Raw genomic sequence first — 14,060 nt, 5'->3', positions numbered from 1 at the left:
CGCCCGCGCATGCGAACCACCGCCACCGTCTCGGCCCGGCCCCGCTATGGCCTCGGCGACATCATCGCCCTGCTGTGGCGCGAGCTGTGGGTGATGGTGCTGGTGTTCCTGGCGATCTTCGCGATCGGCGCCGCCTTCGCCTTCACCATGCCGCGCACCTATACGGCGACCGCAAGCCTGCTGGTCTCGATCGGCCAGGACTACGTTTACAACCCTTCGGTTGGGGACGCGGCGCGAGGCACCACGCCTCAGGTCGGCGAGGTGGCCCAGTCCGAGGCCGCCATCCTGAATTCCGAAGAACTGAAGCGCCGTGTGGTGCGGGCGGTTGGCGCCGATACGGTGCTCGGTGACGGATCGGTCACTACCGGCGGTTCCGCCGAGGCCGCTGCAGTGCGGGTTCTGGGCGCGGGCCTGAACGTCGGCCTGACACCCGAAAGCGGGATCGTGCAACTGAGCTATCAAGGTGACAGCCCCGATCACGCCGCGCGCATCCTGAACGCCATGATCGATCAGTACCTTATCTATCGTCGCGAGGTGTTCAGCGACACCATGACCCCGGCGCTGGAGGGTCAGCGCCAGCGCTTCGAGGACCGTCTGGCCGACGCCGACGACGCCTATGAGGCCTTCCTCGAAACCAACGACATCGGTGATTTCGCCGCCGCGCGCGACGCGCTGTCGGACAGCTACCAGACCACTTTCGCCGAGCGCCTGACCAATGATGCGGCGTTGAGTCAGGCCGAGCAGCGGCTGCAGTCCCTGCGCCGCCAACTGGGCGCGGTGCCGGCCGAGATCGCCCTGCAACAGGACCTGAACATCTCGGCCCAGGACCAGATCCTGCAGCTGCGCACCCAGCGGGAGGACCTGCTGTCGCGCTATCGCGAGGACGCCCAGCCGGTGCGCGACATCGACGCCCGCATCGCCCAGCTCCAGGACTTCGTCGGCACCGGCACGGCCGTGGGGCCCAAGGAAATCCGCACCGGCCCCAATCCCATGTGGGTCGAACTGAACACCGAGCGCATCCAGGCCGAGGCCGAGCGCGACTCCCTGATCGGCAAGCGCGCCATGCTGATGTCCCAGCTGAACGATCTGCGCACGCGTCAGCAGCGCCTGATCGAACTGGAGAGTCGCAACGCCACCCTGTCGGGAAATCGCGAGGTGCTGACCACCTCGATCCGCGATTTCACCCTGCGTGAGGCTCAGAGCCGCGCCGCCAACGAGCTGGCGCAGAACGGCGTGGACAACGTGCGGGTCGTCGAGCGCGCCACGCCGCCCGCGCGCGGCGCCAGCCTGAAGGCGCCGATCCTGGTGCTGGCCTTCCTGTTTGCTGGCTTCACCGCCCTGTGCGTCGGCCTGCTGCGCATCTTCCTCAGGCCCGGCCTGTCCACGCCAGGGTCTGCCGCGCGGACGCTGCAGATGCCGGTTCTTGCCGTGGCGCCGATGAAGGCGCGCTGAGGACGCTTCGCGCTGTGGTAGCGTCGGTCAGTTTCGTGAAGGGCTAGGCGATTCGATGGTCGATCTGACCGCGGAAATGGCGGGCCTTTGGACCGCCCTCGGCGCCGCACCGGCGCATCGCGGCCGCGTGCTCCAGTTCGTGGCCGCCGGGGATGGGGAAGGGACCTCCACCGTCGCCCGCGAGTTCGCGCGCCTGGCCGCCGTGCGCGCCCGAAAACCCGTCTGGCTGGTCGATGCCGATCTGTGGAGCCAGGGGCAGCAGGCGGCCGTCGAGGCCGAGCCGGACCGGTTCGGACGCCTGGGTCAGCCAACCGCCGCGTCTCCCGACGGTTCGGCCTTTTTCGGCGTGCATCCGCCCATGGTTGGCAAGGACGGGCGTCCGATCGCCCCACACCGGCTGATGACCGCGCGGTCCTGCCTCGGCGGGCGATTGTGGGTGACGCGCTTCCGCACCGACCTGTTGCGGTCAGGTCAGCGCGTCGAAGCGGTTCCGGAGGCGCGCTACTGGGACGCCCTGCGCCGACACGCCGATACGGTGATCGTCGACTCTCCCGCCGCCGGACGATCCGACCTGGCCCTGACGCTGGCGCCCTATGTCGATGCGTCGATCCTGGTGGTGGCGGCCGAGACCACCGAGGCGGTGGCGCCCGTGGCCCTGCGCGACGAGATCACTTCGGTCGGCGGCCGCATCGCGGGGGCGGTGATGAACCGCACGACCTATCGGCCTCCGGCGTTCCTCAGGCGCGCCGCGGGTTAGCGACCGGCGACGCGCGCCAGCCGGTCGATCTCGGCCTGCCCATAGAAGCGCGGCTCCAGTCCCGGCATCCACAGCACCTTGCCCAACCCCCGCGCGGCCCGGTCCAGCGCCTCGGCGCGGCTGGGTCGGGCGAGCACGGTCAGGGCGGCCGCCTTGAGACCGAACACGGCGGTCTGGACCGCGCCGACGGCCATCCATTTGATCAGCGCCAGCGGCCGCCGCTCGCGCGCAGCCTCCTGGCTGGGCCCCTGGCCATAGGCGAAGGCGCGGCGCAGAGCATAGCCGAGGGTGGCGCGGTGCGGCGGCGCAAATTCGTCCACCCAGGCGTTCGCGGCCCAGCCGAACCGGCCGCCGCGCGCGCGCACGGCCGTGAACAGGGCGTCGTCTTCCCCGCCGGTCTGGTCGGCGCTGACATCAAACGGGGCAGGGCCGGGCAGGGCGGTGGCGCGGGTCATCAGGCTGGCCCCGCAGCCATAGGGCTCATCGATCAGTTGGTCCTCGGCGGGACCCTCGCGGCCGAAGAAGCGATCCAGATAGGGCCGCGCCCAACCGGTCGCCTCGGGCGTCACGCCCCGGATCGGCGAGAAGGTGACATCGGCGCCGAGGGTTTCGTGCGCGCTGATAAGATGGGCCAGCCAGTCGGGTGCGGCCGCCTCGTCATCGTCGAGGAAGGCGATCAGCGGCGCGGTGGTGGCGGCCAAGCCGGTGTTGCGCGCCGTGGCCACGCCCGGGACCGCCGCGTGGCGCCACAGAACCGGGACGGGGCTTTCAGTCGCCAGTCCTTCGACCAGACCTCGCGCCGACCCCTCAGGGTCGTTGTCCGCCACCACGATTTCTCGCAGTCGATCGGCCACGCCTGTCTGCGCCATCAGCGACCGCAGCGCCCGCTCCAGGCTATCGGGCCGGCGCAGGGTCGGGACGATGACGGCGACGTCCGGGTGTGCGGGCGGGATCATACCGCCTCCGCATAGAGGGCGGCGCGGTAGAGGCGCAGCGAAAAGGCCCGGGCTGGATCCGGCAGTACGTCCAGCATGGCGATGGCCTTGAACAGCGGCCGGGCCAGTCGGTGACCGGGCGTGCGCCGGATCAGACGGGCGGCGCGGTAGCTGGGGTAGGTCGCGACCACCTCGGGGTGTTTGGCCGCGACCCGGGCGAAGTTGGCCGCGGACTGCTCATATTTCGCGGCCAGGGTCTCGACGGTGTCGAGGCCCATGTGGGTCGCCGGATTGTCGATGTGGACGATGGGCCAGCGCCGCGCGACGCGCATGCCCCACTCCACATCCTCCCATCCCCAGCCGGCGAAGTCGGCGTCGAAGGCTTCGACCTCGAACACGTCGCGGCGGACCAACAGGTTGGAGGTGAAGACGTGCTTCTCCGGCTGGCGCGCGCGCTCAATACCGGGCGTGCAGTCCGAACGCAGGGCCATGGCGCGGTGGACGGCTGTGCGGGGCTCATGCGGCGCCTGATCCAGGGAGAAGCCGCCAAAGGCCACAGCGGGGTCGTCGATCTTGGCCAGGGCAAGCCACGTCTGGAGGAAGTCGGGGCTGTCCGGGCGCATGTCGCTGTCCAGAAACAGCCAGTGCCGCCCGCGCGCCTCGGCGGTCAGGCGGTTGCGGCCGCGCGACCGACCGAGATTGTCCGGGGAGGAGAGCAGGCGAACGGGCAGGGCCAGATCGGCGACCACGGCTTCCAGGCGCGCCGTGAGGTCGGCGTCGCCGGTGCCGTCATCCAGCAGCACCACTTCGACCGCGTCTTGCAGCTCGGGCGTCTCGCGATCAAGCAGCGCCAGCAGCGCGGTCGGATCGTCGCGCAGAAAGGGAATCAACACCGACAGGCGCGGCTCGGCGGCTCTCCACGCCGGGCTGTCGCCGCGCCGCATCACGCTGCGGCCTCGCGCAGGCCGGCAAGACGACGCGTGACCACGCTCCGAATGCCCGCCGCGTTCATGACATAGGTGGTCAGGCCATAGACCACGGCGCCCACCGAGGCCTTCAGGATCAATTCGATGATTCCGCCCTGGGAGGGCAACAGCGACACTGCGAGCGCCATCAGGCCGCAAGCCACGGCGCACTGGCCCAGGGTCGTCCACGGGATCGGCAGGGGCAGGAAGCGGCGTCCGATCAGGATGGTGGCGGTCATGCCGATGGCCAGGCTGAGTGCGGTCGCCAGGGCCGCGCCCATCACGCCCATGATGGGGATCAGGACCAGATTGAGGATGACGTTGGCCACCGCCGGGACGCCCATGGCCACCAGCAGGAGGCGGGTCTTCTTGGCCAGGGTGAAGGCCTGGCCGAAATAATAGGCGGTCATGCCCGAGAACAGCGCCGCCAGCGCCACCAGAGGCGTCACGCCGGCCGCCGCCACCCGCAGCTCCTCGCCCAGCACCACATCGGCGAGCGGCCTCGCCACCAGCATCACACCCACCGCCGCGGGCAGACCCAGCAACACGAAGAACGCCGCCTGTTCGCGCGCGGCCTCCTTGAGCCTCTCCAGCCCGCCCCGCTCCAGCGCCATGACAAGGGCCGGACCGCCCGCCGCGCCCAGCCAGATGAACAGGATGTCCAGTGTCCGATTGGCGATGGAATAGGCCGCGTGATAGGCGCCGACCGCCGCCTCATCCATGAAGGCCGCCAGGAGGAACCGGTCGGTCGAGGCGAGGACCAGGGTCAGGGCCAGAGACGCCGCGATCGGATAGCCATAGACGGCGTAGCCGCGCAGCCGCTGTGGCTCGACCCTCCCGCCGCGCGCCGTCTTCAGTTCTCCGGGAAGAATGAACGGCAGGGCGGCCAGCGGCGCGATCAGCAGGCCCAGCAACGGCGACGCCGCGCCCGCGCCGACGATGGCGAACCCGACCCCGATGCCGAATCCGCCCAGGGTGGTCGCAATGTCCAGAACCGAGGCCTTGCCGACCTCACCGGCCGCCCGATAGCGCTCCTTGACCAACTGCATGACGCAGCGGATCGGCACGCCCATCACGCCGGCGGCGATGGCCAGCTTCAGCGGCGTCGCCCAGGGCATGGCCCAGATCACCAGCCCGGCCAGGGGGATGAAGGCCGCCATCAGCAGGAACAGGGCGCGGAACAGGCTGGCGAAATGGGCCGCCATGCCCTCGCCGCCCTCGTTCTCCGCCGCCCAGAAGCGGGCCATGGCCGCCTCCAGCCAGGTGAAGACGGCGACGTGCGTCAGGCTGAGGATGGCATAGGCGATGGCGTAACGGCCGAAATCCTCGGCCGACAGCAGGCGGGTGAAGACGATCAGGGTCAGAACCCCGACCACGCCCTGCACCACATTGGCCGGAAGATAGCCCCACACCCCCCGCCAAAACATCAGCGCACCGCCGAGCGGTCGCCGAGCAGCACCGGCACGGTGACCAGCATGATCCACAGGTCCAGCCAGAACGACTGGCGCTCGATATAGTCGATGTCCAGCTGCACCCGGCGGCGCACCATGGCGGCGTCCATCAGCGGCCCGCGTGAGCCCTTGATGGCGGCCCAGCCGGTCATGCCGGGCTTCATCCGGTGGCGGTGAGCGTACTCGGCGACCAGACGCGCGCACTCGACCTCGCCGGTCTTCATGCCGGGCGTGTGGGGGCGGGGTCCGACCAGACTCATCTCGCCCCGCACCACGTTGAGCAGCTGGGGCAACTCATCCAGGCTGGTCGAGCGCAGGAAGCGACCGACGCGGGTCACGCGGTCGTCGCCGGGCCGCGCCTGGAGCACACCCGCGTCGTCGCCCCGGCCGTGATGCATGGTGCGGAACTTCCACACCACGATCTCTTCCTGATTGAAGCCGTGGCGCTTCTGCCGGAACAGCATGGGGCCGGGGCTGTCCAGCCGCACGGCCAGGCCGATCACAAGCAGCAGCGGGGTCAATGCAACCAAGGCCAAAGCGCCGATCACAAGATCCTGCAACCGCTTGTGAAAGGCGCGACGATCGGGATCGACGCCGTCGATGGGCGCCAGCGGCGCCTCGGCCAGCCGCTTCAGCGCGGCGCTGCGCTCGCCCGGCTCTGAGGTCTCGACCAGCAGGGTGACCTCGTTGGGCAGGCTCGCCAGTCTTTCCGTCAGCGCCTTGACGCGCGACCGTGCCGTGGGGTCCACCGCCATGACGATGCGGTCGACGTAGGGCGTGATCTTGTGGCCCAGCAGGGCGTCGACGTCGCCCAGCAGGGGAACGCCTTTCAGCGTCTCGGGAGACCGGGCCAGCCGGTCGTCGAACACGCCCAGGATGTTCAGATCGCGACGGTCCAGCGCTTCCTGGATAAGGGTCTCGGCGTTCTTGGTCGCTCCGACCACCACCACATTGGGCGTCAGGGCGCCGCTCTTGCGCCACCGATCGACCAGGCCGGTCCAGCCGAGATGCAGGCCATAAAGGCAAGCCATCACCACGCCGGTCCAGACCAGGTAACCGTGCCAGGGAGAACCGGCGCCGGTGAGCAGCAGGCCACTAAGTGCCGTTACGGCGCCGCCGCCAAGCGCCGCGCCGGCGAGGATGGCGAAATGCCGCTCGAGCCGGGCCCCGCGCGCGAACCGGTACAGGCCCGCCGATTTTGCCACCGCCAGTGTCAGGATGGCCCCCAGGACAAAGGGGGCGACCTCCGCCACCTGAACCCCGGCCAAGGGTCCGGGCTCGCTGAGACGCGCGCAGACGACGGTGACCAATGCGACCGCGAGAATGTCGATCAGTCGGAAATAGAAGGCCGATAGTCGCGCCGTCGCCTTTTCGCGGGCGTTCAGCCAGACTTCGGGTCGGAACGGGCCGCGGCGGCGCGCATCTCCCTTCGGAAGAGCCACGGCCTCGGCCGCCATCTTTTGCAGGCCGCGTGAATCCAGAGCCGTCTCATCGACGGCCGCTCCCGCGTCGAAGGCGGACGGATCGACGAGCTTGGCGGTAGCGGTTCGGGACATGGTGCGTTCTGCGCGGCAAATTCCACGCCACCATGCCGTGTCGCCGTGGATGGCCGGTTAACGGCGATCGACGGGGCGGTGGAGAAGCGGCCTATTCGCCGCGCGCGGCCTGCCTCGGACTGAACTTCGGCGCCGGAGCCAGTCTCATGACCTCCGCTTGGTAGCGGTCGTCGTCGCCGGCCGCGGCAAAGGGCAGGGCGTCGGCGCACGCCTGGATTAGGGCGTCCAGCCAGGGCTTCTCGGCCTTGTGAAAGTCGCTGAGCACATGGCCGTGGACCAGATGCGCCTCGCCCGGATGGCCGACCCCCATTCGGGCGCGCCGGAAGTCGGCGCCGATCTGGCTGATGGTCGAGCGGATGCCGTTGTGGCCCGCCGCGCCGCCGCCGGTCTTCATGCGGAAGCGGCCGGGGGCCATGTCGATCTCGTCATAGAAGACGATGACGTCGGCGGGCGTCAGCTTGAAGAAGCGCATGGCCTCGCCGATGGCGCGGCCGCTCTCGTTCATGAAGGTCTGGGGCTTGAGCATCAGGGCGCGCACGGGGCCGGACGCGGTCTCAATCTCTCCTTCGCTGGCGATGGACTGAAACTTTGCCCGCTCGGCCCCGAAGCGCCAGCGTCGCGCGATCTCGTCCATGGCCATGAAGCCGATGTTGTGTCGGTTGCCGGCGTATTTCGGCCCGGGATTGCCGAGGCCCGCGAGGATGATCATGGGCGGATGCGCCTTTGTCGGAGTGCGCCGGACCTAGCGCGCGATAGGATTTGGAGCAACGAAAAGCCCGCCGCGGCGAGACCGGGCGGGCTGATCGTTCGGCGGGAAAGAAGAGGGGATCAGCCCTCGGCCTTGTCCTCGGCGGCCGGCTGATCGTCCTCGCTCGTCTGCTCGGTAGCCGGAACCTCGTCGGCGGCGGCGGCCTCGGCGGCGACGGCCTCTTCCTCGGCGATGGCTTCCTCGATCTCGTCGGCGGCCTTAGCGGCCGAGGAGGTCTTGATCGAGGCGATCACGAAGTCGCGGTCGGAGATGGTCGGCTCGATGCCCTTAGGCAGTCCCACCAGGTCTGACCAGCGCATGGTGTCGCCCATCTTGTGCTTGGCCAGGTCGATGGTCAGGGTCTCGGGGATGTGGTCGGCGCGGACCAGAATCTCGACAGTGTGGCGCACGATTTCCAGCGAGCCGCCCTGACGGAAGGCCTCACACTGGTCTTCGTTGATGAAAACGACCGGGATGTCGATCTTGATCGTCTGCTTCTCGTCGACGCGCATCAGGTCGAAGTGCATCGGACGGTCCGACACCGGGTCGAACTGCACGTCCTTGGCGATGACCGGCTGGGTCTCGTCACCGTACTTCAGGGTCACCAGGTGGCCCAGCAGCTTGCCGGTGTAGAGCGACTTCTTGAACGACTTCTCGTCCACGGAGATCGCCACCGGGGCCTTGTCGCCGCCGTACAGGATGCCCGGAACCGCGCCCGAGCGACGGGCCGCGCGGGCGCCGCCGGTGCCGACGCCTTCGCGCACGTCGACGTTCAGAATGATCTCGGCCATCAGCCTCGCCTCAAAACAAAACCGCCGCATCGACAAGCAGTCACGCGGCGGGGGATAAACCCTCGGAAATCAGAGCCGGCGTCCATAGACGATAAGCCCGCCCCGCGCAACTGCGCGCGAGGCGGGCGATCTTCCGTCAGTTCGGCCCGGGCTGGTACGGCACCGCGTTGGACGACGGTACGGCGGGTTCGGCCGGGCGTCCTTCGGGCGGAACCGGCTCCGCTACGGGCGGCGCGGTGTTCAACGATTCGGTCGTCACTGGCGCTCCGGCCGGGCCGGGACTTGGGGCGGTGGTCACGCCGGGGATCGCGATGGGCGTCGGCCCAGGGCCGATCGCCGCGCTCGAACAGACGGCGATGTCCTTCACCACATGGCGCCCGGCGCAGAACATGTCCTCATAGTGCGGACGCGAGGCCGCCAGGCACTGGTAGAGATTCAGCTTCGACATGGTCAGGCAGAACTCGTTGTTCTGCTCAACGGTCAGAGCCAGATGATTGGCGCGCCAATCCTCGCCGGCCGCTCCCAGCGCCGACAGCGCCGCGATGGCCAGCGAACGCACCACGGCAGGTGTGTAGGGAGGACCCTTGCGCGCCGTCCCGAGCCCCAGGCCCGTCCCGTCGTTACCCGCAGCCAGAAGTCGCGCCGATTCGGTCGCCGAAGGCAGAATGGGACGTCCGCTCACCGACCTAACGGCTTCGAGGCGGCCTTCCCGGTCCGCGATGTGCTGGACCGCCCACGACCGCCGGGGATCGTCGCGCTCCTGAATGGTGTAGGCGTCTTCCTCCATCGCCTCGCCGATGGCGGCGATGGCGACGTAATCCTGATTCAACGTCTGGGTGACCAGACCGGCCGCCTCGGCGGCGCCCGGCAGTTGAGCCGCATAGGCTGGGTCGCGCACGATCTGGTCGATGACGTTGCGGCGTGTCGTTTCGTCTGCGGCATAGGTGCGCACGCCCGAGACGAAGTCCTGGGACTGCAGCGCGATCACGGCGCCATAGGCGATCATGCCCCGCGACAGTTGCTCCGGCGACCAGGCCGATCCGCGGCGCATGGCCTCCTGGATCGCCATCTCGCTCTGGAAGCCGGGCTGAAGGGTGCGGACATCGCGGATGAAGGTGACGTAGGTCGCGGCCGCATCGGCGATGCCGGAGTTCAGCATCACCGCCGGCACAGGCGGTGGAGGCGGAGGCGGCGCGGGCGGCTCGGGCTCGGGCGGAGTTTCGCAGCTGGCCAGCAGCATGGCCGACAGCAGAACCGCGAGCGATGCGCCGCGACGCAGGGAGAAGGATGGCATCAGGGCGCTTTCCTCAGAACATCAGGGTTCGCGCGCCGCCCCGCCCAGACGCGCGCAATTGGGTTACCATAGCGCGCGGAAACTGGTTATCCGACCGTTAATCAAACAGTTTTGATACCGACTCCTCATTGGCGATGCGGCGGATCGCCTCGCCGATGAGTGGCGCCACGCCAACCTGTCGGATCTGCTTGCATTCATTGACTTCGTGCGGCTGCTCGATCGAGTCGGTGATGACCAACTGCTTGAGGGGCCCATCGGTGATTCGCTGGACGGCGGGGCCGGACAGCACGCCGTGGCTAATGTAGGCCGACACCTCGGTGGCGCCCTTATCGACCAGCGCCTTGGCGGCGTTCACCAGGGTTCCGCCCGAATCGACGATGTCGTCGAACAGGATGCAGCGACGGCCCTCGACATCGCCGATGATGTTCATCACCTCGCTCTCGCCCGCCTTGGCGCGGCGTTTGTCGACAATGGCCAGATCGGCGTCGAGCCGCTTGGCCAGCGATCGGGCCCGAACGACGCCGCCGACGTCGGGCGACACGATCATCAGGTCCGAGGTGTCGCGATACTCACGCCGGATATCGTCGGCCAGCACCGGGGTCGCCACCAGGTTATCTGTCGGAATGTCAAAGAAGCCTTGGATTTGTCCGGCGTGCAGATCCATGGTCAGCACTCGATCGGCGCCCGCCCGCGTGATCAGATTGGCCACCAGCTTGGCCGAGATGGGCGTCCGCCCCCCGGTCTTCCGGTCCTGTCGCGCATAGCCGAAATAGGGCATCACCGCCGTGATCCGCTTGGCCGACGCCCGCACCAGGGCGTCGGTGATGATCAGCAGCTCCATCAGGTTGTCGTTGGCGGGATAGCTGGTCGACTGGATGACGAAGACGTCCTCGCCGCGGACGTTCTCCTCGATGACCGCGAACACTTCATTGTCGGCGAAGCGCTTCACCTGGGCGCGGGTCAGCGGCATGTCGAGGTGATCGGCGATGCCCTGGGCCAGGGTCCGGTTCGCGTTGCCCGAAAGCAGCTTCATCGCCGGGTCATCCTTTTGCCGTCATCGACCTGTGTCTGGGCGCGCTTCTAACAGCGCAGGCGCGTGGGGCAAGCGCGGGTCGGGCGGTTAATCACGCCAGGACGCGGATTGTGACCGCCGCGGTTCGCGGTGTAGAAGCCCTCCACGGCCTCGCCGCGTTCCGCGCGCGCCACGAGGAGGTCACGCGAGTCTTGGGGTTAGAGCCTTTGTTCCTGAAGTCGTCCCGCACCGGCGCCGCCACGCTTGTCGTCGCCCTTGCAGCGTCCGTTGCCCTCTCCGCGTGCGCCGGGCGCGATCGCCCGCGCCTCGCCTACGAGGAACGGCCCGTCGAGCTGCTGTACAACACGGGGTATCAACGTCTTGAGCGCGGTCGCTGGGACGACGCGGTCCAGTATTTCCAGGAAGTCGAGCGGCAGCACCCGTTCTCCGAATGGTCGCGTCGCGCGATCCTGATGCAAATCTACGCCTTCTATCAGGGCGGGGACTATCAGGACGCCATCGCCGCCGCCGATCGCTTCATCCAGCTTTATCCCGGCAGCCCGTCGGCCAGCTACGCCTACTACATGCGGGCGACCTGCTACTTCGAGCAGATCGTCGACGTCGGGCGCGATCAGGCCGCCTCCGGGCAGGCGCTGCTGGCGCTTCGCGACGTGGCGCGGCGCTATCCGGGCACGGCCTACGCCTCGGACGCCATGGTCAAGATCGACATGGTCAACGACCAGCTGGCCGGCAAGGAGATGACCGTGGGCCGCTGGTATCAGCGCCAGAACCAGCCGTTGGCCGCCATTGGGCGCTACCGGACTGTTATCGAGAATCCCGAATTCCAGCGCACCTCGCACGCGGCTGAAGCCCTGTATCGTCTGGTCGAGGTCTATCTGACCCTGGGCCTTAAGGACGAGGCCACCCGCAATGGCGCGGTCCTGGGTCACAACTATCCGGGCAGCCCCTGGTACCGCGACGCCTATGTTCTGCTGACCAACGAAGGCGCGCGCCCAGGTCAGGAACCCGAGGGCCCGCGGGAAAATTGGCTGCAGCGCATCCTGCCGGGCTGAGCGGCCGTTTCGGACTTCTCACTCTTGTCCCACGCGGCGTCTGGCCGCAATCACAGGACATGAGGCGCGCGGCCGCGAATCAACTGACCGGACCTGAGGCGAGGCGGCCATGCTGACCGCCCTGTCGATCCGCGACGTAGTGCTGGTCGAGGCGCTCGATCTCGACCTCGATCCCGGTCTGACGGTGCTGACCGGCGAGACTGGGGCGGGGAAGTCGATCATCCTGGATGCGCTGGGCATGGCGCTGGGCGCGCGCGGTGACGCCGGACTGGTGCGTTCGGGCGCGAAACAGGCTCAAGCCACTGCCGAATTCGCCGGCCCTTTTCCCCCCGACCTGATCGAGGCGCTCGATGAGGGTGGTTTCACTGTTGAGCCGGGCGAACCCCTGATTCTGCGCCGCGCCATCTCAGCGGACGGGCGCAGCCGCGCCTGGGTCAACGACCAGCCGGCCGGCGTCACCGCCCTGCGCGATCTCGGCCGCCGTCTGGTCGAGGTGCATGGCCAGCATGAGACCATCGGCCTGCTCGACCCCCGCACCCATCGCGGCATGCTCGACGCCTATGGCGGTCTGGCGGCCGAGGTCTCGGCCGTGCGCTCGGGTCATGAGCGGCTCCGCGTCGCCGAAGGTGAGCTTCAGGCCCTGACCGCGCGCGCCGCCGAGGCCGCCTTGCGTCGTGACGAGTTGAGCGCTGATCTGGAGGAACTGGACCGCCTCGACCCGCGCGAGGGCGAGGAGGAGGCCCTGGCCGGCGAGCGGGCCATTCTCGGCGCGGCGGAAAAGGCCCTGGCCGACCTGTCCCAGGCGCGTGACCTGCTGGGCGGAGATGCGCTGTCGCAGAAACTGGCGGCCGCCTTCCGCGCCGTCGATCATGCCCGTCAGAAGGCGGTGCAGTCTGGGGCCGAACCCGATCATCCGGTGATCCAGCGTCTCACCACGGCCGCCGAAGCCGTGGACCGCGCCCTGGTCGAGGCCACTGAGGCCGTCGCCGCGGTCGATCAGGCCGCCGACGCCTTCGACTTTGATCCCGGCCGTCTGGACAAGGCCGAGGAGCGGCTGTTCGCCCTGCGCGCTGCCGCCCGCCGCCTGAACGTCGCTGTGGAGACCCTGCCGGCCGCGCGCCGCCGCATCGCCGACCAGCTGCGCCTGATCGAGGACGGCGAGCAGGCGCTGAAGGACGCTCGCGCCGATGTCGAGGCCGCCCGCGCCCACTACGACGAGGCCGCCGCCCTACTGAGCCGCGCCCGCGCCGGTGGCGCGGCCCGTCTGGCCATCGCCGTCGAGGGCGAGCTGGCGCCGCTCAAGCTGGAGCGCGCCCGATTCAGGGTCGCGCTGGAGCCGATCGAGGGGCGGCGCGGCCCGGACGGCGCGGAAACCGTCCGCTTCCAGGTCGCCACCAACCCAGGGGCGCCCTTCGGTCCGATAGACGCGATCGCCTCAGGCGGCGAACTGGCCCGCTTCGCCCTGGCGCTAAAGGCGGCCCTGGCGGGGCGCGAGGGCTCGAGCCCGGTGATGATCTTCGACGAGGTGGATCAGGGCGTCGGGGGCGCTGTGGCCGAGGCGGTGGGACTGCGCCTGGCGCGGCTGGCCGATACCGCCCAGGTGCTGGTCGTCACCCACAGCCCCCAGGTCGCCGCCAAAGGCCGCAGCCACTGGAAGGTGCTCAAGGCCGAGGACGCCGGCGCCATGCGGACCGCCGTCGCCGTCCTCGACGACACGCCGCGTCTGGAGGAAATCGCCCGTATGCTGGCCGGCGCCGAAGTCACCGATGCGGCGCGGGCCGCCGCCAAGGCTCTGATTGGCTAGGCTTCAGGCGCCGTTCGCCTTCCTGAACTCCTCCGGGCCTGCATAGGCTTCCTGGCGCTCTATGCTCCAGTAGCGCAGGGCGTCCAGCGGCACCTGACGGCCGGTCACGGCGCACAGCACATACCGGCCGGGCTTGAGCACGACGAAATCGCCGTCGCCATAATGAAGCTGGGCCATCGAGGCGGGATCGTGGGCGTTCATGGGCCGGATATAGCGCGGATG

The 14,060-nt window shown here is 69.0% G+C and carries 13 protein-coding genes; 4 read left to right on the top strand and 9 right to left on the bottom strand.

Annotation, left to right across the window (positions count from 1 at the left end):
* Positions 1–9 precede the first annotated feature (9 nt).
* Both EES48_RS08030 and EES48_RS08025 read left to right on the top strand, forming a co-directional pair.
* Complete coding sequence (locus tag EES48_RS08030) at positions 10–1,452, top strand: GumC family protein (protein WP_122465880.1); 1,443 nt, start codon at positions 10–12, stop codon at positions 1,450–1,452.
* Between the two features lie 55 nt (positions 1,453–1,507).
* Complete coding sequence (locus EES48_RS08025; protein ID WP_122465879.1) at positions 1,508–2,209, top strand: P-loop NTPase family protein; 702 nt, start codon at positions 1,508–1,510, stop codon at positions 2,207–2,209.
* Here the strand turns inward: EES48_RS08025 and EES48_RS08020 are convergent.
* The 8 genes from EES48_RS08020 to EES48_RS07985 form a co-directional block, all read right to left on the bottom strand.
* Positions 2,206–3,165 (bottom strand): glycosyltransferase family 2 protein, encoded by a 960-nt coding sequence (locus EES48_RS08020; RefSeq protein ID WP_122465878.1) that lies wholly within the window; start codon positions 3,163–3,165, stop codon positions 2,206–2,208. The two genes, EES48_RS08025 and EES48_RS08020, sit on opposite strands and share 4 nt — an antisense overlap.
* Positions 3,162–4,088, bottom strand: coding sequence for a glycosyltransferase family 2 protein (locus EES48_RS08015; protein WP_122465877.1), 927 nt, complete (start codon positions 4,086–4,088; stop codon positions 3,162–3,164). The genes EES48_RS08020 and EES48_RS08015 overlap by 4 nt, the downstream gene beginning before the upstream one ends.
* The gene (locus tag EES48_RS08010) at positions 4,088–5,536 is read right to left on the bottom strand and encodes an oligosaccharide flippase family protein (protein WP_122465876.1); all 1,449 of its coding nucleotides are present in this window, start codon (positions 5,534–5,536) and stop codon (positions 4,088–4,090) included. The genes EES48_RS08015 and EES48_RS08010 overlap by 1 nt, the downstream gene beginning before the upstream one ends.
* Positions 5,536–7,116, bottom strand: a complete 1,581-nt coding sequence (locus EES48_RS08005; RefSeq protein WP_240623276.1) for an exopolysaccharide biosynthesis polyprenyl glycosylphosphotransferase — start codon at positions 7,114–7,116, stop codon at positions 5,536–5,538. The genes EES48_RS08010 and EES48_RS08005 overlap by 1 nt, the downstream gene beginning before the upstream one ends.
* 91 nt (positions 7,117–7,207) lie before the next feature.
* A complete protein-coding gene (gene pth / locus EES48_RS08000) occupies positions 7,208–7,825 on the bottom strand; it encodes an aminoacyl-tRNA hydrolase (protein ID WP_122465875.1) in 618 nt (205 codons plus the stop codon).
* Positions 7,826–7,944: 119 nt separating this feature from the next.
* A complete protein-coding gene (locus EES48_RS07995; RefSeq protein ID WP_122465874.1) occupies positions 7,945–8,655 on the bottom strand; it encodes a 50S ribosomal protein L25/general stress protein Ctc in 711 nt (236 codons plus the stop codon).
* A gap of 136 nt (positions 8,656–8,791) precedes the next feature.
* Positions 8,792–9,949 carry a hypothetical protein gene (locus EES48_RS07990; protein WP_205679404.1) on the bottom strand — a complete coding sequence of 386 codons (1,158 nt, stop codon included), beginning with the start codon at positions 9,947–9,949 and terminating at the stop codon, positions 8,792–8,794.
* Between the two features lie 97 nt (positions 9,950–10,046).
* Complete coding sequence (locus EES48_RS07985) at positions 10,047–10,982, bottom strand: ribose-phosphate pyrophosphokinase (RefSeq protein ID WP_122465873.1); 936 nt, start codon at positions 10,980–10,982, stop codon at positions 10,047–10,049.
* A gap of 212 nt (positions 10,983–11,194) precedes the next feature.
* Between EES48_RS07985 and EES48_RS07980 the strand changes: the two genes are divergently transcribed.
* Both EES48_RS07980 and recN read left to right on the top strand, forming a co-directional pair.
* Positions 11,195–12,034 (top strand): outer membrane protein assembly factor BamD, encoded by an 840-nt coding sequence (locus EES48_RS07980; protein WP_122466206.1) that lies wholly within the window; start codon positions 11,195–11,197, stop codon positions 12,032–12,034.
* 109 nt (positions 12,035–12,143) lie between these two features.
* Positions 12,144–13,838: a DNA repair protein RecN gene (gene recN, locus EES48_RS07975; protein WP_122465872.1), complete on the top strand. Its 1,695-nt coding sequence runs from the start codon at positions 12,144–12,146 to the stop codon at positions 13,836–13,838.
* Between the two features lie 3 nt (positions 13,839–13,841).
* Here recN and EES48_RS07970 read toward each other — a convergent pair whose 3' ends face one another.
* A complete protein-coding gene (locus EES48_RS07970) occupies positions 13,842–14,039 on the bottom strand; it encodes a DUF2093 domain-containing protein (protein ID WP_122465871.1) in 198 nt (65 codons plus the stop codon).
* Positions 14,040–14,060 lie beyond the last annotated feature (21 nt).

The organism is Brevundimonas lutea, from assembly GCF_003704105.1.
Classification (GTDB): Bacteria; Pseudomonadota; Alphaproteobacteria; order Caulobacterales; family Caulobacteraceae; genus Brevundimonas; species Brevundimonas lutea.
Note: the sequence above shows the minus strand (reverse complement) of the source record. Positions and strands in the feature narration are given on the sequence as shown.

Coding starts and splice junctions, on each gene's coding strand:
- EES48_RS08030 (WP_122465880.1), top strand. CDS start 10: ATGCGAACCACCGCCACCGTCTCGGCCCGGCCCCGCTATGGCCTCGGC.
- EES48_RS08025 (WP_122465879.1), top strand. CDS start 1,508: ATGGTCGATCTGACCGCGGAAATGGCGGGCCTTTGGACCGCCCTCGGC.
- EES48_RS08020 (WP_122465878.1), bottom strand. CDS start 3,165: ATGATCCCGCCCGCACACCCGGACGTCGCCGTCATCGTCCCGACCCTG.
- EES48_RS08015 (WP_122465877.1), bottom strand. CDS start 4,088: ATGCGGCGCGGCGACAGCCCGGCGTGGAGAGCCGCCGAGCCGCGCCTG.
- EES48_RS08010 (WP_122465876.1), bottom strand. CDS start 5,536: ATGTTTTGGCGGGGGGTGTGGGGCTATCTTCCGGCCAATGTGGTGCAG.
- EES48_RS08005 (WP_240623276.1), bottom strand. CDS start 7,116: ATGTCCCGAACCGCTACCGCCAAGCTCGTCGATCCGTCCGCCTTCGAC.
- pth (WP_122465875.1), bottom strand. CDS start 7,825: ATGATCATCCTCGCGGGCCTCGGCAATCCCGGGCCGAAATACGCCGGC.
- EES48_RS07995 (WP_122465874.1), bottom strand. CDS start 8,655: ATGGCCGAGATCATTCTGAACGTCGACGTGCGCGAAGGCGTCGGCACC.
- EES48_RS07990 (WP_205679404.1), bottom strand. CDS start 9,949: ATGCCATCCTTCTCCCTGCGTCGCGGCGCATCGCTCGCGGTTCTGCTG.
- EES48_RS07985 (WP_122465873.1), bottom strand. CDS start 10,982: ATGAAGCTGCTTTCGGGCAACGCGAACCGGACCCTGGCCCAGGGCATC.
- recN (WP_122465872.1), top strand. CDS start 12,144: ATGCTGACCGCCCTGTCGATCCGCGACGTAGTGCTGGTCGAGGCGCTC.
- EES48_RS07970 (WP_122465871.1), bottom strand. CDS start 14,039: ATGAACGCCCACGATCCCGCCTCGATGGCCCAGCTTCATTATGGCGAC.